This window comes from Chryseobacterium sp. 1B4, assembly GCF_036631475.1.
Classification (GTDB): Bacteria; Bacteroidota; Bacteroidia; order Flavobacteriales; family Weeksellaceae; genus Chryseobacterium.
The window spans coordinates 892502-910475 of sequence record NZ_JAPNUF010000007.1; the positions used below are offsets into that span (position 1 = coordinate 892502).

Sequence of the window (17974 nt, forward strand, 5' to 3'; positions counted from 1 at the left end):
ATATTTGTTAAAATTCAAAAAAAACATGGATAAACTTTCAGATAGAGTAAAAAGATTAGGATACTCACAGACATTTGTCATGTCTAATAAAGCCAGGGAGATGAAGGCTAACGGAATAGATGTAATCAGCTTAACTCTTGGTGAACCGGATTTTGATGTTCCGGACAATATCAAACAGGCCGCTTTCGATGCCATTAACCAGAATTACAGCCATTATTCTCCTGTTCCGGGATTTCTGGAATTGCGTGAGGCTATTGCTTATAAATTAAAAAGAGACAACAACCTGGAATACAAACCTACTCAGATCTGTGTTTCAAATGGTGCCAAGCAGGCCATTATCAATGTTCTTGCAGCTATTATCAATGATGGTGACGAAGTTCTTCTTCCCGCTCCTTATTGGGTAAGCTATGATGAAATGGTGAAAATGATGGGTGGCACTTCTGTGATTCTTCCGACATCTTATGTTACCGATTTTAAAGTGACTGCAGAACAGCTTGAAGAAGCCATCACAGAGAAGACCAAAGCAGTACTCTTCAGTTCTCCATGTAATCCGTCGGGAGGATATTATACTTATGACGAATTAAAATCTATCGCGAAAGTTATCGCAAAATATCCTCAGATAACGATCATTTCTGATGAGATCTATGAGTATATCAACTACGAAACAAAAACGACATCTATTGCTCAGTTTCCTGAAGTATATGAACAGACAGCCGTAATCAACGGAATGTCGAAAGCATTTGCCATGACAGGATGGAGAATCGGATATTCCGCTTGCCCTGAATGGCTGGCAAAAGCTTGCGAAAAAGTACAGGGGCAGATGACAAGCGGTGCCAATACGATGGCACAGAGAGCTTCTATCGTTGCCTTAAAAACAGATCCTTCTGAATACAGGTATATGATTGATGCCTTCAAAAAAGAAGGGATCTTGTTTATGAATTAATCAAAGAAATCCCTGGATTTAAAGTCGTACTTCCAAAAGCTGCTTTCTATTTCTTCCCGGATATTTCGTACTATATCGGAAAAACATTGAACGGAACTGAAATTAAAAACTCTGATGACTTTGCCATGTTCCTTCTGGAAAATGCGCATGTAGGCTGTGTTGGCGGATTCTCTTTCGGAAGTCCGGAATGCATCAGATTCTCTTATGCTGCTTCTGAAAAGGAATTAAGAGAGGCTATGAAACGAATCAAAAACTTATTGGAACAATTCAGTTAACAAATTAATAACCCATAAATAAAACACGACAGCAATGAATCTGTTAAAAAAACTGACCATCGCCACAAGTATTGCCGCAGCGAGTTTTGCAGGATATGCTTTTGGCCAGGATTTCCAGTGGAAAGAAGCTACTTCGAATGGCTACAAGTACAAGTATGTAACCAACGACCCTACTTCCGCAAGGTATTACACCTTAAAAAACGGATTAACGGTTATTTTGAGCCCTACCAATAAGGATCCGAGAATTCAAACCTATATTGCAACAAAAGCAGGAAGTAAAACCGACCCCGCAGACCACACCGGTCTTGCCCATTATCTTGAGCATATGCTTTTCAAAGGAACGAATCAGTTCGGTTCCAAAGACTGGGAAAAGAAAAACCGTTATTAGACCAGATTGACGCTCTTTACGAAAAGTACAATCAGACCAAGGACGAGGCTAAGAGAAAAGAAATCTACAAAGAAATTGACAGGGTTTCAGGAGAGGCGGCAAAATTTGCAATCGCAAATGAATATGACAAAATGATGGCTGGTATGGGAGCTGATGGCACCAATGCTTTCACTTCTTTTGAGCAGACAGTATATACGGAAGATGTGCCTGCCAACGTTCTGGATAAGTTCCTTGCTGTACAGGCTGAAAGGTTCAGAGAACCTGTTCTGAGACTTTTCCACACAGAGCTGGAAGCAGTATATGAAGAAAAAAACAGATCTCTTGATGACGACGGCGATAAGGTTTTCGACACGATGTTTGCCAATCTTTTCCCTAACAACAATTATGGAAAACAAACGACCATCGGAACAATTGAACATTTGAAGAACCCTTCGCTGAAGGCTATCAGAGAATATTACAACACATATTATGTTCCTAATAATATGGGGATCATCATGTCCGGAGATTTCAATCCGGATGAAGTGATTGCAAAGATTGACAAGGCTTTCTCTTACATGAAGCCTAAAACAATTCCTGAATACAAAATAGGACAGGAAAAAGCAATTACCGCTCCGATTGTAAAAGAGGTTGTAGGACCCAATCCTGAAAATGTAATGCTTGGCTTCAGATTTCCGGGAGCTTCCACGAAAGACGCAAGAATGCTGAACCTTGTTGGAAATATGCTTACCAACGGACAGGCAGGATTAATTGATCTTGACCTGGTAAAAAAGCAAAAATTACTTGGAGCTTACGCCGGATCTTATGCTTTAAAAGACTACTCCGTTTTGCTTCTACAAGGAAAGCCTACTGAAGGACAATCTTTAGATGAAGTAAAAAACCTTCTTCTTCAGGAAATTGATAAATTGAGAAAAGGCGATTTTTCCGATGATCTGATCCAGTCCATTGTAAACAATGAAAAGAAAGGGATCATTCAGAAGGATGAAAAATATTCGTCAAGAGCAAGTATCCTGATGGATGAATTTACTTCTGACATTGATCATAAAACATCGCTGGAATATGTAGACGAAATCTCCAAGCTTACGAAAAAGATATAATGGATTTTGCTTCCAAGTATCTCCAGAACAATAACTATGTTGCTGTTTACAAAAGAAAAGGAGAAGACAAGAGCATTGTAAAAGTTGACAAACCAACCATCACTCCGGTTTCCGTTAACAGAGAAGATCAGTCTCCTTTCCTTAAGAAGATTGATGAAATGCCGGAAAACCCTATTGCTCCGGTATGGTTGAATTATGATAAAGATATTGCTAAAAACAAATTAGCAGAAGTAGATGTACTTTCTGTAAAAAATACAGATAATGCCCTGTTCAGAATGTATTATCACTTTGATTCAGGAAAATGGAACAACAAAATCCTTCCGTTAGCAGCAGAATACCTTCAGTATTTAGGAACTAAAGATAAATCTTCCGAAGTGATCAGTAAGGAATTCTATAAACTTGCCTCAAGCTTCAATGTGAGCGCCGGGAACGAGGAAACTTATGTATCACTGGAAGGTTTAAATGAAAACTTCGATAAAACCGTTGCTTTATTTGAAGATCTGATTAAAAACTGCCAGGCTGATCAGGCAGCTCTTGATGCTTATAAGACAAGATTGAAAAAAGCCAGAGCAAATGCTAAACAGAATAAAGGAGTCATCATGTCCGGACTGAGAAGCTATGCTCAGTATGGCCCTCAGAATCCTTTCAATAATGTATTGAGTGATGCTGAACTTGATGCATTAAAGGCTGAAGACCTGATCAATGTTCTTCATGATCTGTTCAATTTCAAGCATAAAGTATTGTATTACGGCCCGAAAACAGGAAACGAAGTGGTTGCTTCTTTAAAACCAATCCACAAACTTCCTGCAACGCTGAAAGATCTTCCTAAGTCTAAAACTTTCGTTCAGGTGCCGACAGATAAAAACAAAGTATTGTTTGCCCATTATGACATGGTACAGGCAGAAGTTTTCTGGGTGAGAAACTCTGACCAGTACAATCCTTCAACGACTCCTACCGTAAGCTTGTTCAACAATTATTTCGGAGGCGGCATGGGTTCTATTGTTTTCCAGACCATCAGAGAATCTAAGGCACTGGCCTACTCCACTTATTCTTATTTTGCCCTTCCAAGCAAGAAAACAGACAAGGATATGATCATGGCTTATGTAGGAACCCAGGCAGACAAATTCAATGAATCTACAACAGCCATGAATGAGCTTTTAACCACGCTTCCAAAATCTGAACAATTATTCGAAACAGCAAAAAGCGGATTGAAAAAATCAATTGCTTCCGAAAGAATTACTCAGGACGGAATCATCTTCTCTTATCTGAAATCCCAAAGGCTCGGAAACAATTTTGATATGAGAAAGACTGTGTATGAACAGGCTCCAAAGCTATCTTTTGCAGACATCAATGCTTTCCATGACAAAGAGATGAAGAACAAGAACTACACCTATTGTCTTGTTGCTTCTCAGGATAAAGTAAATGAAGCTGATATGCAGAAATTAGGTGAAGTAAAAAAACTTAATTTAACTGAAATATTTGGTTATTAAAATAAACAAAAAGCCCTGATATCAGGGCTTTTTTATTTAGCAGCATGTCAAAAACAATTATAGATTTTATTTATCGATATTTGTTTGTTCGATAGATGAATCTTTTATATATTTGCATCAGAAATTTAAATATAAAAACAGAAAAATTATGTCTTTAGTAGGAAAAAAATTCCCGAATTTAACAATTGACGCAATGTCTGAAATGGGTGACGATCTTAGAATCAACATCCTTGATGAAGCAGTAAACAACCAGCAAAAAGTTCTTTTATTCTGGTACCCTAAAGATTTCACTTTCGTATGTCCTACAGAGCTTCACGCTTTCCAGGAGGCTTTAGGTGAATTCGAAAAAAGAAACACTAAAGTAATCGGTGCATCTTGTGATACTAACGAAGTACACTTCGCATGGTTGAACACACCAAAAGATAACGGAGGTATCGAAGGAGTAACTTACCCACTTTTAGCTGATACACACAGACAATTGGCAAACACGTTGGGAATTGTTGATCAGGATTTCGAATATGATGAAGATGGAAACGAAGTTTTCACAGGTTCTAACGTAACTTACAGAGCAACTTACCTTATCGACGAAACCGGAAAAATTTTCCACGAAGCGGTAAATGATATGCCATTAGGAAGAAACGTAAAAGAATTCTTAAGACTAATTGATGCTTACACGCACGTTCAAAAACACGGTGAAGTATGTCCTGCAAACTGGGAAGAAGGAAAAGAAGCGATGAAAGCTGACAGAACTTCTACTGCAGAATACTTGGCTAAGAACTAATCCAATTTAACAATCCAATAATTTAACAATGTAACAATGTATCGGCATTGCAATAGATATTTTTCATTGGCACAGTGATACCCTACTAAATTGTTACATTGTTAAATTTAATTCTTAAAATTTAACCTATGTACACAGAATTAACCGAAGATACATTACAAAATATAGTTAACGACAACGAAAAAGTAGTTGTCCAATATGGTGCAACATGGTGCGGAAACTGCAGAATCATGAAGCCGAAATTCAAAAAATTAGCAGCTGAAAATGATTCTATCCCATTTTTATATGTAGATGCAGAAAAGCTTCCTGAAAGCAGAAAATTAGCAAAAGTAGACAATTTACCTACCTTCGCCATCTTTAAAAACGGAGAACTGGTCAACCAGGTTCAGTCTAACCAGGCAGAAAGTTTAATTAACCTTTTTAATGAATTAGCATAATGAAGTTACCCGTAATCAGACAGTTTTATCAGAATCAGACTCCTGAAAATCTTGAAAAAACATTAGAAGTTCTGGAAAGTTTCTGCGAGTTCAGAGGAACAAGCGAAGAAGATTTAAATGTTGCAGGAGAATTAATCACCAATATTTGCGGAGCTTTAGAAGTTCATGCCAATGTACAAAACGGAATGAGCGAGAAAGACGCCTTAAACTCTTTTGCTCAGAAAGTTTTAGGTTCAATTGACAAATAATCTTTTGATAACTTTATCAAAAAATTATAAAAACACAAAATACAATACCTGAGGTTTTTCCTCATTACTATACTTTTTTCTATTCTTTAAGAATCTTTATTTCAACTGTAAATGTACTTCGAAGGACCTTAACCGGTCACATGAAGCTGGAAGCTGTATGTAAAATTTTAAAGAATAACCAATAAAATCCCGGTGATGCTTTCATCAGGATTTTTTGGGTTTAATTTCCCAAAACCACAAAACACAAATGCTTTCACACAAATTTCACAAATACAACAGGCGGTTGAAAAGGTATTCATCAAAAAACACATCATCATCTGTGTCAATCTGTGAAATCCGTGGGATTAAATAATCATAAGTTTCGGCTAAAGCCTTTGGATGGAATTTATTGATGTAAACGGGTAAAGCCCGTTCCTATTGAATTCGTGTCATTTGCGAAATCAGTTGCGCCATTTATGTTAAAAGAAGAATCCCGATGAAAGCATCACCGGGACTATTATAAAAAGATCTTTATCTGCTAGTTTCTTCTGCTCATCAGAATACTCAGAATATACCAGAATAAAAGCATAATTGAAGCAAAAAGCTGCAATGCCGCTCCCACATACTGATTGGTACCGTAAGAGTCTTTCAGTTTACTTGTCTGATATAGAATAGTAGCTGAAGCTAAGATCACCATTCCTACTGAAAACCATAACCCAAGGTTAAAACCGAAGATCATTCCTCCTGCAATCAGTCCGATGGAAATAAACCCACCGATTACAATAATGTTTCTTAAGAAAGAAAAATCTCTTTTAGAAGTAAATGCCACAGCAGAAATACCTGCAAACATAGCAATGGTTAAAGTAGCTGCCTGAAAGATTACATTAGCACCGCCTTCAATATTGGTGGCAATAAAAAGCAAAGGCATAAAGATAATTGCTTCCAGCAGGATATAAAATCCTAATCCCAGATACTGAGTAGATTTACTTTGTGAAAGCGACCATTTGGAAGCTAAAACAGAAGCCAGCCAGAAAACTCCGATAATCAGCAGCCAGATATATTTCTGACTAAACATCATAAATATAATTTCCTCCGGAACTGTTTTCAATAATATTGTTTCCACTCCAATAAATGCAAGAATCGATAATGCAACATGCAAATACGTCTTCCTGTAGAAATTTGCCTTCTCCACCTCTGAAGAATGAGCAACTAAAACATCTGTCATCATAGTTAATATTTTTTTGTTAATCGAAAATAAAATAAGTCTTATTTCGTAGGCAATACCCCAAGAATTTTTCCGTCATCCTCAAATACAGCAGTAATAACTTCCCTGGAAGATTCTCCTGCATATCTGTATTTAATACTCGGATGACTGATTCCATCCATTGTTTTATAATATCCGGCCTTTAAGACTTCAAGTTTTTTGTTGGGATCAATACCGTCTTTGACTTTCTTAAGTACATCATCCGTCACAATTTCCTTTACCTTCTCAGAAATCAGTCCATCAATAGTCTTCCGGTCTGAAGCCTGCAAAGCCACAGCGAACTTCTGGAAGTTATCATCATACAAACTGATCTTTTCTTTACTTATAGTAGCCTGTACTTCCTTTTCAGGACTGTTTCCAACCTTTGCACCGGTTACTTTCTGTGCAAAAACCAGCTGTCCGCCAACAAGAGCCAGACCCAGCAATAATTTTTTCATAGTATTCATTTTTGTTCTGGTGAAATAAGTGATGGAAGATACGAAAATCAGACCAGTTCTAAAAATTTCATTGTATCTACATTATCAGCATACGTATCAAGTCCCGGATTTTGTGCTTCACCAAACGGAATTGCATTCAGTCCCAACTCCTCTTTTGCCACCACACACTGAATATTTTCTTCATTTTCTGCAATAAAGCTTTTCACATCATCCAAAGATTCATATCTGCTGAAGTTGATTACAGAAAGCGGGCTGAACAGTTTTTCATCTTCTTTGAGCATTACAAAATTGTTATCCCAGAATTTATCCTGATTCAGAAGATAAACCGCTCTGTTATAATCATAATTATTGGCATATTTATTATGATTGATAATATCCTGGAATCCCAAGAAGTTCTCAAACAGCCTGTCAATTACAAAATCCTGCGGAATAAAAATTCTCGTTACATTTCTGCATCCCAATCCGAAATACTGGAAAATATCTTTTGCCAGCAATTGCAGTTCTTCATTCGTTTCATCACCTTTCAGCACCGCAACAGAAGTCCTGTTCTTACGGATTATGCTCAAATGATTCTTAAAATAATATTCCAGATATCTTGCTGTATTGTTACTTCCTGTCGCAATAACGGCATCAAAATTTTCTAATTTTTCTACAAATTCAAAAGCTACATTCCCATTGGAAAACTCATTCCACTTTTTAAGTAAAAACGGAATCATATATTTATCTTTTGAAGACAGCTTAATAACAGGAATATGATGAGCCAGAATCACGGAAATCACATCATGAAATCCCACCAAAGGAATATTTCCCGCTAAAATAAGTCCAACTCTTTTTGAAATTTTAGAAATGGAATAATTGGCAAGCCAGTTTCTGATATTGTCTTCAGTCAGAATTTCGGCCCATTGCCGTAAAGCAAATTTCTGATTATCAACTGTAAACCACGGGTTCTCTATTTCAGATCTTTTTAACAATAATTCAATATCAGCATCATCTTCATGGTGATCCTCCGGTTTCTTCGCTAAAAACGCTTTTATATAATCGCTTAATTTAATAAGTCCTAAAACTTGATTTTCGGTATTCATAATTACTTTAAAATTGGGTAAAATTTTGTAATTTTGTGCAAATTTAAAAAAATTAGCGATGGCTATTAAAATAACTGATGAATGCATTAACTGTGGGGCTTGCGAACCAGAATGCCCAAACAATGCAATATATGAAGGAGCTGTAGATTGGAAAGCTTCTGACGGTACGGCTCTTCAAGGTACAATTACTTTGCCGTCAGGACTTACTGTAGATGCCAATGCACCGCAGGAACCTGTAAGTGACGATGTATATTTCATTGTAACAGATAAGTGTACAGAATGTAAAGGATTCCATGAAGAACCTCAGTGTGCAGCAGTATGTCCTGTAGACTGCTGTGTGCCTGATGAGGATCATGTAGAATCTGAAGAAGCTCTGCTTAATAAAAAAGCATTCTTACACGGCGAATAAAAAATTTCCGTCTCATGATCTGTGAGGCGGTTTTTTTGTCCAAAAATCCCAATTTAACCCAAAAATAAAGCTAAAGGAATCTCAATCCGAAAGCAACCAAAAATAAAAATATGAGCAAAAAGCACAACTTCAGCGCAGGACCATGTATTTTACCACAGGAGGTATTCGAAAAATCAGCACAGGCTATCTTGGACTTTAACGGTATCGGATTGTCTCTTCTTGAAATTTCCCACAGAAGCAAGGATTTCGTTGCGGTAATGGACGAAGCGCGTGCCATTGTAAAAAGATTGATGAATCTTGGTGATGATTATGAAGTACTTTATTTAGGAGGAGGTGCCAGCCTGCAGTTTGCAATGGTTCCTTACAACCTGATGAAAGTAGGTGGAAAAGCAGCCTACCTGGACACAGGAACATGGGCGGCGGGAGCCATCAAAGAAGCAAAAAAAGTAGGAACAGTAGACATAGTAGGTTCATCAAAAGAAGAAAACTATTCTTTTATTCCTAAAAATTATACAGTTGGGTCAGAATACGATTATTTCCATTGTACTTCCAACAATACCATTTACGGAACTCAGATGAAATCTTTTCCTGAAGTGGATACACTGATGGTTTGTGATATGAGTTCTGATATTTTCTCAAGACAGCTGGATTTTTCCAAGTTTGACCTGATCTATGCCGGTGCCCAGAAAAATATGGGGCCTGCAGGAGTTACTTTAGTGGTTGTGAAAAAAGAAATCCTTGGAAAGACAGGAAGAGAAAACATGTTTTCTATCCTGGATTATTCCCAGCACATTGCTAAAGAATCCATGTACAATACTCCACCGGTATTTCCTGTGTATGCCTCTTTGCTTACCCTTCAGTATCTTGAAAGAAACGGAGGTATTGCAGCAGCAGAACAGAGAAATGAAGCTAAAGCCAAGCTTTTATATGATGAAATCGACAATAATCCGTTATTCGAAACTTTCTGCGTAAAAGAAGACCGTTCGCTGATGAATGTTTCTTTCAGAATTACGGATGAAAGCAAGAAAGAAGAATTTGATAATGCCTGGAAAGCTGCCGGAATCAGCGGCTTAAACGGACACAGAAGTCTTGGCGGTTACAGAGCAAGTTTATACAACGCTCTGCCGATTGAAAGTGTACAGGTTCTGGTGGATGTAATGAAGTCAATAAAATAGCTTATATTAGGCGACCGAAAAAATAAAAAGATATCAGACAACAGATGTCGGATAACAGACTCAAAGTCTGATTTCTGACATCTTGTATCTAACATCTGTAAAAATAACAAATGAAAGTTTTAGCAAACGACGGAATCTCAAAAGCAGGAGAAAACGCTCTGAAAGAAGCCGGAATTGAAATTCTGGACAATAGAGTGGCCCAGGATCACGTTATTAATTTTATCAACGATAATAATGTGACTGTTCTTCTTGTGAGAAGTGCCACGAAAGTGAGGCAGGATCTGATTGATGCATGTCCGGGCCTTAAAATTATCGGAAGAGGCGGTATCGGAATGGATAATATTGATGTGGAATATGCCAGAAGCAAAGGCATTAAGGTCATCAATACGCCTACAGCATCTTCAAAATCAGTGGCGGAATTGGTTTTCGGACATTTCATTTCACTGGCAAGATTCCTTCATGAATCCAACAGACTGATGCCTCTGGAAGGAGAAACGCATTTCAATGCGATGAAAAAATCATTCAGCAATGCGCATGAGCTTTCAGGGAAAACATTAGGAGTAATCGGCTTTGGAAGTATTGGCCAGGAAGTTGTAAAAATAGGAATCGCTTTAGGAATGAAAATAACCGTTCTGACAAGAAGTCCGAAAACAGAAGTTCTTACGCTGAATTTCTTCGACGGACAGTCAGTTCACTTTGAAATCACGTCCACCAATGATATGGAAGCATTCCTTAAAGATGCCGATTTCATCAGCATCAATACGCCGAAAACGAATGAATACATTCTGGACACCGCTCAGTTTGAAAAGATGAAAGACGGAGTCTATATTGTAAATACTGCAAGAGGAGGTGTCATCAATGAAGTGGCACTGATTGATTTTATCGAATCAGGAAAAGTAGCCGGAGCGGCACTGGACGTTTTTGAAAACGAACCGAGCCCCGAATTACCTTTACTGATGAATCCTGCATTATCACTTTCCCTCACGTAGGCGGAAATACAGTAGATGCACAGGAGAAAATCGGTATTGAACTTGCAGAACAAATTATTAAGCTACAAAAAGAAACTATAAGATAAATATGCCTGTTTTTAAACCTTTCCGTGGAATAAGACCTCATAGAGACTTTGAGAGTACTTTCCCTACCCATCCACTGGATAATTTTACCCAGGAAGAGATTGCAGAGAAAGCTCAAGTTGAAAATACTTACATCAATATGATCAAACCTTATGTTGTAAGTAAATCCAAAGATATTGACCGGAACCTGAGAAAGATCCGTTCTACATTTGAAGAACTTCTGGAAGAAAAAAATTGGTCCAGGACAATTCAGCCTATTATCTTTATGAGCAGATTTATCCCAACAAACAGATGTTCAGAGGACTTCTGGGATTGGCAAGTATTGAAGATTTCTGGAATGGAAAAATCAAAAGACATGAAAGTACCATTCCGCAGAAAAAGGAAAAACTGGCCCATTACCTTGAAAAGGTAAATTTGCAGGCAGAACCTGTGCTTCTTACCTATCCGGCCAATTCAAAGATTGAATTGCTGATGAACCATGAGGAAAAAATGTTCCTATCTTCAACCATGTGGATTCGCTTGGTATCAGACACAAAATATGGAGAATTGACAATCGTCTGAAGCTGCAGCAGTTTAAAGAAGTGATTGATCAGATTGATTCGTTCTACATTGCTGACGGACACCACAGAATCGGATCTACAGCATTAAATGCCAAATACCATAAAGAGAAAAACAAAAAACATAACGGTACAGAGCATTACAATTTTGTATACAGCTTTATTGTTTCCAACCAGTCTATTAAGATTCATGACTATAACAGAATTTTACACGATCTGAATGGTACTTCGCCGGAAGATTTCCTGAAGCAGCTTGAACAGTATTTCCTTATTCACGAAAAAGGAGAAACACCATACTACCCTTCTCAAAAGTTCCACATTTCGATGTATATGGACGGTAAGTTTTACTCTCTTCACGTAAAGCATGATCTTCGTTCCAAGGAAATGTCTCTGGACAATCTGGATCACCACCTTCTGGACAAGTATATTTTCAAAAATATTCTGAAAATTGAAGATCCGGACAGCTCTGAGCTTATTTCTTATGTAAAAGGAACCTCCAATATCAACGGAATCAATATTCTGAAAGAAAAAGTGGATAACGGCGAAGGCAAGGTAGGTTTCGGAATTTATCCTGTAAGTTTTAATGATATGATTAAAATTTCAGACTTAAAACTAAGCATGCCTCCGAAATGTACATTTATTGAGCCAAAATTGATTACAGCCTTAGTAATGTATGATATGAAACCTTAATAAATTCCTATTTTTTCCCTAATTTTATCAAAGGAAAAAGAAAGGTAAATAATAAATGAAAAAACATTCATTATACTTCCACTCTTTTTGAGTGGATTTTTATTTTCTCAAAAAAAGCCACAAAAAATCCGGCAAAAAAAGGAACGGTTGCCAAATTCAATTATCATGATGAGTTCAGAAAAATTTCGGATGAAATTATGACCAACGGTGCCGCTTATGAAAACCTGGGAGAACTTACCAAAGGAATCGGGCCGCGTTTCAGTGCCACGCCAGGATATGCAAGAGCGGTAGAATGGGCAGAAAAAAAATTTAAGGAAATCGGCATAAACATGATCTGGCGGCAGGAAGCCAAAACCCCGGTTTGGATCAGAGGAAAAGAATCGCTGCAGATAAAAGCCGGAAACGGAGACTGGAAAAATATCAGGATGCTTTCTTTTGGAAACTCTGAAGGAACAGGCGGAAAAGACCTGACAGGTGAAATTGTTTTAATTAATTCCACTTCGGAGCTTAACGCCATGTCAGTAGGCCAGTTAAAGGACAAAATAGTTTTTGTGAACGTTCCTATGGATCCGAAGATTATCAATACCAGTGATTCCTATTTACAAACGGCAAAATCAAAATTAATTTCCGCTTCTGTCATTGCCAAAACAGGCGCAAAAGCATTAATTATAAGATCGTTGACAACCGCCGGTGATGACACTCCACATGCCAAAATGATTTATTACGAACCGGATGATAAAATTAAAATTCCGGCTTTGTCTATCGGGGTAAAATCTGCGGATGAATTGGAAAAACCTGAAAAAACAAAAAGTTACTGCTAAAATCAATATGACCGCCCAGTCTAAAAGCGATACTACAAATCCCAATATCATTGCTGAAATTCAGGGCAAAAAGAGATTCCAAAGTAATTGTTTTAGGTGCCCAGCTTGACTCCTGGGATGTTGGCGAAGGCGCCATTGATGACGGAACAGGTGTTGTACAGTGTATTGAAGTTTTAAGGACATTGAAAGCACTTGGATACGAAAATAATCACACTATCAGGGTAGTTTTATATGCCAACAGTGAAAACGGAGGACAGGGCCGCGAAATGTATGCTGCTTATGTGAAAAAGAAAGATGAAAAACATGTATTTGCTTTAGGAACTGATGCCGGAGGATTTTCTCCACGGGGATTTTCTTTGGATATGTCACCCCAGAGAAGAAGACTGGTGTACCCGTGGAAAGAATACTTTCTTCCTTACGGGGTTTATGATTTTGACCAGACAGAGGCCATTCAAGACATTTCACCTTTGAAAAAACTTGATATTCCCCTGGCAGAGCTTGTTGTAGATACACAAAGATATTTCGATTACCATCATTCCGAACAGGATACTTTTGATAAAGTGAATAAAAGAGAACTTCTGCTCGGAGCGGTTGCCATCACACAGATGATTTTTATGGTTGATAAAAACTGGTAACAATGAAAAAGATATTAGGAACATCATTATTACTTTTTGGAATGGCCGCATATGGCCAGTACAAAGAAGACTCTATACACTTCAAAAGAATTTCCACCGAAATTCTGAACAACGGAAAAGGATATACTGAGCTGAGAGAGCTTACAAAGAATATCGGGCATCGTTTAAGCGGGTCTGAGGCGTATGAAAAATCCGTAAAATGGGCTGAACAAAAACTCCGTGATGCCGGAGCTGATAAGGTATGGCTTCAGGAAGTCATGATCCCGGTTTGGGTAAGAGGAAAAGAATCCCTGCATATTCAAACCGCCAAAGGAGAATGGAAAAGTATCAAAATGCTTTCTCTTGGAAATTCTGAAGGTACGGGAGGAAAAGATGTATCGGGAGAGATTATTATGGTAAAATCACTGGAGGAATATGATCAGCTTCCCGCTGAAAAAGTAAAAGGTAAAATTGTCTTTTTCAATTACCCTTTTAATCAGGGAAATGTACAGACTTTCATATCTTACCGCGATGCAAGTGCTTACAGACGGACCACAGCTTCTTTAACAGCTAAAAAAGGTGGCAAATTTGCCATCGTCAGATCTCTTTCTTCTGCCTTTGACGATGTTCCCCACACAGGAAACATGCGTTATGATGAAAACATTCCCAAAGTACCGGCTGTAACCATTGGAAATAGCTCGGCTGATGAACTTGAAGCGTTATTAAAGAAACATAGGGTCACTGCTAAACTCAATTCCGATTGTGGCATGAAGGGAGAAAAGCTATCCCACTCCGTTATCGGGGAAATTACAGGCAAAAAAGATCAAAGCGTTATTGTTGTGGGCGGACACCTTGACTCCTGGGATGTAGGCGAAGGTGCCCATGACGACGGAGCTGGAATTGTTCAGAGTATTGAGGTATTAAGAACCTTTAAAAAATTAGGGATACAAAATAACCACACCATCCGTGCGGTTTGCTTTGCCAACGAAGAAAACGGAACAAAAGGAGGAAAACAATATGGCAAAACAGCGAAAGAAAACAATGAAAAACATCTTTTGCTATAGAATCGGATGCCGGAGGCTTTTCACCCAGAGGATTTCCCGGAAATGAACGATCCTCAGAGAAACCAGATCAAAGGCTGGGTAAATCTGTTCTTACCATATGGCGTTTATAACTTTGAAGGAAAATATTCCGGGTCGGATATCGCTCCGCTTCATGAAATGGGAGTTCCCACTGCTGAACTGGTGCCCGATCCACAGCGTTATTTTGATATTCACCATACCGAAGAAGACACTTTTGAAAAAGTCAACCGCAGAGAACTGCTGCTCGGTGCTGCAGTAATGACACAACTTATTTATATGATTGATAAAAATTGGTAAAACAATGAAAAAGATATTAGGAACTTCATTATTACTTTTTGGAATGCTTTCTTTCGGCCAGTCTAAAGAAGATTCCATTCAGTTCAGAAAAATCTCCACAGAAATCCTCAACAACGGAAAAGGATATACTGAGCTGAGAGAGCTTACAAAGAATATCGGGCATCGTTTAAGCGGGTCTGAGGCGTATGAAAAATCCGTAAAATGGGCTGAACAAAAACTCCGTGATGCCGGAGCAGATAAAGTATGGCTTCAGGAGGTGATGATCCCGGTTTGGGTAAGAGGAAAAGAATCCCTGCACATCCAGACTTCGAACGGAAAGTGGAAAAGCCTTAAAATGCTTTCCCTTGGAAACTCGGAAGGAACGGGAGGAAAAGATGTTTCAGGAGAAATTATCATGGTAAAATCTATGGAAGAATATGATCAGCTTCCCGCTGAAAAGGTGAAAGATAAAATTGTATTCTTCAACTATGCTTTCAGCCAGTCTTTCATAGAAACTTTCAAAGCATATGGTGATGCTGCCAAATACAGAACTACAGCGGCTTCTCTGACAGCCAAAAAAGGAGGTAAATTTGCTATCGTAAGATCTCTTTCTTCCGCATTTGACGATGTTCCCCACACCGGAGCAATGCGCTATGAAGACAAGGTTTCCAGAATACCGGCTGTAGCCATCGGAAGTACTACAGCAGATGAACTGGAAGCATTATTAAAAAATCAGAAAGTCACAGCAAAACTCAATTCCAACTGTGGAATGAAAGGGGAGAAACTCTCCCATTCTGTTATTGGTGAAATCACGGGTAAAAAAGATCAAAGCGTTATTGTTGTCGGCGGACACCTTGATTCCTGGGATGTAGGTGAAGGTGCTCATGATGACGGAGCCGGGATTGTACAAAGCATTGAGGTTCTAAGAACCTTTAAAAAATTAGGGATACAAAATAACCATACCATCAGGGTTGTATGTTTTGCCAATGAAGAAAACGGAGTAAAAGGCGGAATTCAGTATGGTAAGACAGTAAAAGAGAAGAATGAAAAACATCTTTTTGCCATAGAAACAGATGCCGGAGGTTTTGCACCGAGAGGAATTGCCCTGGATATGGATGATGTCAAAAGAAACCAGATCAAAAGCTGGTCAAACCTGTTTCTCCCTTACGGCGTTTATAATTTTGAAGAGCGGTTTTCAGGAACGGACCTCTACCCGCTTCACGATATGGGTATCCCCGCAGCCGAACTGATGCCGGATTCTCAGCGTTATTTTGATATTCACCATACTGTAGAAGATACTTTTGAAAAAGGTGAACCGAAGAGAGCTTTTACTGGGCGCTACGGCTTTGACACAGATCATTTACATGATCGATAAAAACTGGTAAATATGAAACCGTCTGTAAGGACGGTTTTCTTTTTACATATTATAGCAGGACATACAACAACAGAAAACGTAAAATATTATGATACTACGCTTTAATTCAATAGGAACGGGCTAAAGCCCGTTCCTATTGATTCTGCTGAACTGTTTATTGGTGTTATTCGTGAAAAATATTTGTGTTATTCGTGGTTTTTGAATAGTTTATATTATGAGGATGTCGGATAGCCCAGTAATTTTAAATACATAAAAATACTTCTCTTCCGTAATATTTTCTTGACTTCAGGTTATTCAAGCTTCAAAACAGAAAATTTTTCTGCGTTTAAGGAAATAACAGATGAAAACACGCTTCAATACTGATCTTATCAATCCCGTGAAACAAAGTGTTAATCGCAGAATCTGAACTTTGGCATAATATTGGCATGTAAATTCCTGAGAAAAATTAACAAAAACACTAAGGATGAGAAAAAAGGTTTTCTGTGGATTTTCAGTTTTTCCACTGATTCAAATTCATATGTAAATATGAATCCCTTTTTCTACGATGCCGTAAAAGATACGGGTCCGTGATCAACTAACCCCCATTAGTTTTTCACAGCAGTTTTGCACCCCGTATCTGACTGGTATCACAATAACCAGGAATCATTTATTGATTCAAAAAAACAAAAATATCCCGGACTTTCAGCCCGGTATCGTAATATAAATAAATGGCAAGTCATCGTGAACCTTAGCCCAGTAAAAGAATATATTCTTTTTACCGTGATGAGTGTGCCTTTATGATATAAATTAATGTATAACCCTTAAAATGTTAGTAATGATGAGAGCGTTTTTTGAAATGATTTTTAAGAGAAATGAAGATGCTGCGAAATTGCATATATGGAGCCTAATGCTGGTGTTGAGTTTTGCTGCATTTTCTGTGTTGGTATACGCCACAAAACCAAGCTTTAACAGCTTAATTATATACCTGACGGCATTTGCCGCTTATATCGGGTTTGGCCTTGTATTCATCAGTTCCCTGGCTGGAACAAGTGTGAAGAAAAGATAACAAAACATATAACTTTCAATTTATTTTTACTTGGAAAACCGCCCTGTTTTTGGGGCGGTTTTTTATTGAGTTCAAGTTGTTAGAAACATAACAAAAAAGCCACTCCTTCCGGAGCAGCTCCCGTGATAACAACAAGTGCTATCATCACATCGTAAAAATTTATTCTTTAAACATATTCTTCAGCATTTTTTCGAGGATCTTCTGGGTTTCTTCTTCAATCATTTTCCCGGATTTCTCAACCACCTTCTCCCTGAAAGGCTCACAACAGGCTTTTATTCCGAAGCCTTCATCTGTTTTAATCAGTTCCGGATGCAGATGGTGCGCTTCACACCTCCGACTCTATTTCCTTTTTTATTTCATCGTAATTCAGATCCAACATATTTATTTTGTTTTTTATAAGTGCCGGATAAAGATAGAAGTAATAATTCCTTACTGAAAT

14 protein-coding genes and 4 pseudogenes are annotated in these 17974 nt (G+C 38.1%); 15 read left to right on the forward strand and 3 right to left on the reverse strand.

From position 1 onward, the window contains the following. Positions 1-25: 25 nt before the first annotated feature. The 5 genes and pseudogenes from OWR28_RS14025 to OWR28_RS14045 all read left to right on the forward strand — a co-directional run bounded on the left by OWR28_RS14025 (position 26) and on the right by OWR28_RS14045 (position 5656). A pseudogene (locus OWR28_RS14025) lies at positions 26-1218 on the forward strand (pyridoxal phosphate-dependent aminotransferase). Between the two features lie 34 nt (positions 1219-1252). Continuing rightward, positions 1253-4190: pseudogene (locus OWR28_RS14030) on the forward strand (M16 family metallopeptidase). A 148-nt stretch (positions 4191-4338) separates the two neighbouring features. Next, positions 4339-4971: a peroxiredoxin gene (locus OWR28_RS14035; RefSeq protein WP_002980000.1), complete on the forward strand. Its 633-nt coding sequence runs from the start codon at positions 4339-4341 to the stop codon at positions 4969-4971. 128 nt (positions 4972-5099) lie between these two features. Continuing rightward, positions 5100-5408, forward strand: a complete 309-nt coding sequence (locus OWR28_RS14040) for a thioredoxin family protein (protein WP_002980001.1) — start codon at positions 5100-5102, stop codon at positions 5406-5408. Beyond that, positions 5408-5656: a DUF6952 family protein gene (locus tag OWR28_RS14045; protein ID WP_002980002.1), complete on the forward strand. Its 249-nt coding sequence runs from the start codon at positions 5408-5410 to the stop codon at positions 5654-5656. The genes OWR28_RS14040 and OWR28_RS14045 overlap by 1 nt, the downstream gene beginning before the upstream one ends. Before the next feature lie 517 nt (positions 5657-6173). Here the strand turns inward: OWR28_RS14045 and OWR28_RS14050 are convergent. From OWR28_RS14050 to OWR28_RS14060, 3 genes are read right to left on the reverse strand one after another with little or no spacing between them, the layout of a single operon-like run. Further along, positions 6174-6863, reverse strand: coding sequence for a Bax inhibitor-1 family protein (locus tag OWR28_RS14050; RefSeq protein WP_332387118.1), 690 nt, complete (start codon positions 6861-6863; stop codon positions 6174-6176). Between the two features lie 38 nt (positions 6864-6901). Further along, positions 6902-7336, reverse strand: a complete 435-nt coding sequence (locus OWR28_RS14055; protein WP_332387119.1) for a peptidylprolyl isomerase — start codon at positions 7334-7336, stop codon at positions 6902-6904. 47 nt (positions 7337-7383) lie between these two features. Beyond that, positions 7384-8418, reverse strand: a complete 1035-nt coding sequence (locus OWR28_RS14060) for an acyl-CoA reductase (RefSeq protein ID WP_332387120.1) — start codon at positions 8416-8418, stop codon at positions 7384-7386. 58 nt (positions 8419-8476) lie between these two features. Between OWR28_RS14060 and OWR28_RS14065 the strand changes: the two genes are divergently transcribed. The 10 genes and pseudogenes from OWR28_RS14065 to OWR28_RS14110 all read left to right on the forward strand — a co-directional run bounded on the left by OWR28_RS14065 (position 8477) and on the right by OWR28_RS14110 (position 17535). Continuing rightward, positions 8477-8827, forward strand: coding sequence for a 4Fe-4S binding protein (locus OWR28_RS14065; RefSeq protein ID WP_002980006.1), 351 nt, complete (start codon positions 8477-8479; stop codon positions 8825-8827). 110 nt (positions 8828-8937) lie between these two features. Beyond that, positions 8938-10002, forward strand: coding sequence for a 3-phosphoserine/phosphohydroxythreonine transaminase (serC, locus tag OWR28_RS14070; protein WP_332387121.1), 1065 nt, complete (start codon positions 8938-8940; stop codon positions 10000-10002). Positions 10003-10112: 110 nt separating this feature from the next. Then, positions 10113-11077, forward strand: a pseudogene (locus OWR28_RS14075) (D-2-hydroxyacid dehydrogenase). Between the two features lie 2 nt (positions 11078-11079). Then, a pseudogene (locus OWR28_RS14080) lies at positions 11080-12322 on the forward strand (DUF1015 domain-containing protein). A 197-nt stretch (positions 12323-12519) separates the two neighbouring features. Next, positions 12520-13143 carry a hypothetical protein gene (locus tag OWR28_RS14085; protein WP_332387122.1) on the forward strand — a complete coding sequence of 208 codons (624 nt, stop codon included), beginning with the start codon at positions 12520-12522 and terminating at the stop codon, positions 13141-13143. 50 nt (positions 13144-13193) lie between these two features. Continuing rightward, on the forward strand, positions 13194-13778 hold the full coding sequence (locus OWR28_RS14090; protein WP_332387123.1) for a M28 family peptidase: 585 nt from the start codon (positions 13194-13196) through the stop codon (positions 13776-13778). A gap of 2 nt (positions 13779-13780) precedes the next feature. Beyond that, positions 13781-14821, forward strand: coding sequence for a M28 family peptidase (locus OWR28_RS14095; protein ID WP_332387124.1), 1041 nt, complete (start codon positions 13781-13783; stop codon positions 14819-14821). 42 nt (positions 14822-14863) lie between these two features. Continuing rightward, positions 14864-15136 (forward strand): hypothetical protein, encoded by a 273-nt coding sequence (locus OWR28_RS14100; RefSeq protein WP_332387125.1) that lies wholly within the window; start codon positions 14864-14866, stop codon positions 15134-15136. A gap of 4 nt (positions 15137-15140) precedes the next feature. Beyond that, positions 15141-16490, forward strand: a complete 1350-nt coding sequence (locus OWR28_RS14105; protein WP_332387126.1) for a M20/M25/M40 family metallo-hydrolase — start codon at positions 15141-15143, stop codon at positions 16488-16490. A gap of 814 nt (positions 16491-17304) precedes the next feature. Beyond that, complete coding sequence (locus OWR28_RS14110; protein WP_332387127.1) at positions 17305-17535, forward strand: hypothetical protein; 231 nt, start codon at positions 17305-17307, stop codon at positions 17533-17535. The last annotated feature ends 439 nt before the right edge of the window (positions 17536-17974 follow it).

What these genes read in the sequence shown, in the direction of transcription:
- OWR28_RS14035 (WP_002980000.1), top strand. Translation starts at nt 4,339, where the DNA reads ATGTCTTTAGTAGGAAAAAAATTCCCGAATTTAACAATTGACGCAATG.
- OWR28_RS14040 (WP_002980001.1), top strand. Translation starts at nt 5,100, where the DNA reads ATGTACACAGAATTAACCGAAGATACATTACAAAATATAGTTAACGAC.
- OWR28_RS14045 (WP_002980002.1), top strand. Translation starts at nt 5,408, where the DNA reads ATGAAGTTACCCGTAATCAGACAGTTTTATCAGAATCAGACTCCTGAA.
- OWR28_RS14050 (WP_332387118.1), bottom strand. Translation starts at nt 6,863, where the DNA reads ATGATGACAGATGTTTTAGTTGCTCATTCTTCAGAGGTGGAGAAGGCA.
- OWR28_RS14055 (WP_332387119.1), bottom strand. Translation starts at nt 7,336, where the DNA reads ATGAAAAAATTATTGCTGGGTCTGGCTCTTGTTGGCGGACAGCTGGTT.
- OWR28_RS14060 (WP_332387120.1), bottom strand. Translation starts at nt 8,418, where the DNA reads ATGAATACCGAAAATCAAGTTTTAGGACTTATTAAATTAAGCGATTAT.
- OWR28_RS14065 (WP_002980006.1), top strand. Translation starts at nt 8,477, where the DNA reads ATGGCTATTAAAATAACTGATGAATGCATTAACTGTGGGGCTTGCGAA.
- serC (WP_332387121.1), top strand. Translation starts at nt 8,938, where the DNA reads ATGAGCAAAAAGCACAACTTCAGCGCAGGACCATGTATTTTACCACAG.
- OWR28_RS14085 (WP_332387122.1), top strand. Translation starts at nt 12,520, where the DNA reads ATGACCAACGGTGCCGCTTATGAAAACCTGGGAGAACTTACCAAAGGA.
- OWR28_RS14095 (WP_332387124.1), top strand. Translation starts at nt 13,781, where the DNA reads ATGAAAAAGATATTAGGAACATCATTATTACTTTTTGGAATGGCCGCA.
- OWR28_RS14100 (WP_332387125.1), top strand. Translation starts at nt 14,864, where the DNA reads ATGAACGATCCTCAGAGAAACCAGATCAAAGGCTGGGTAAATCTGTTC.
- OWR28_RS14105 (WP_332387126.1), top strand. Translation starts at nt 15,141, where the DNA reads ATGAAAAAGATATTAGGAACTTCATTATTACTTTTTGGAATGCTTTCT.
- OWR28_RS14110 (WP_332387127.1), top strand. Translation starts at nt 17,305, where the DNA reads ATGATGAGAGCGTTTTTTGAAATGATTTTTAAGAGAAATGAAGATGCT.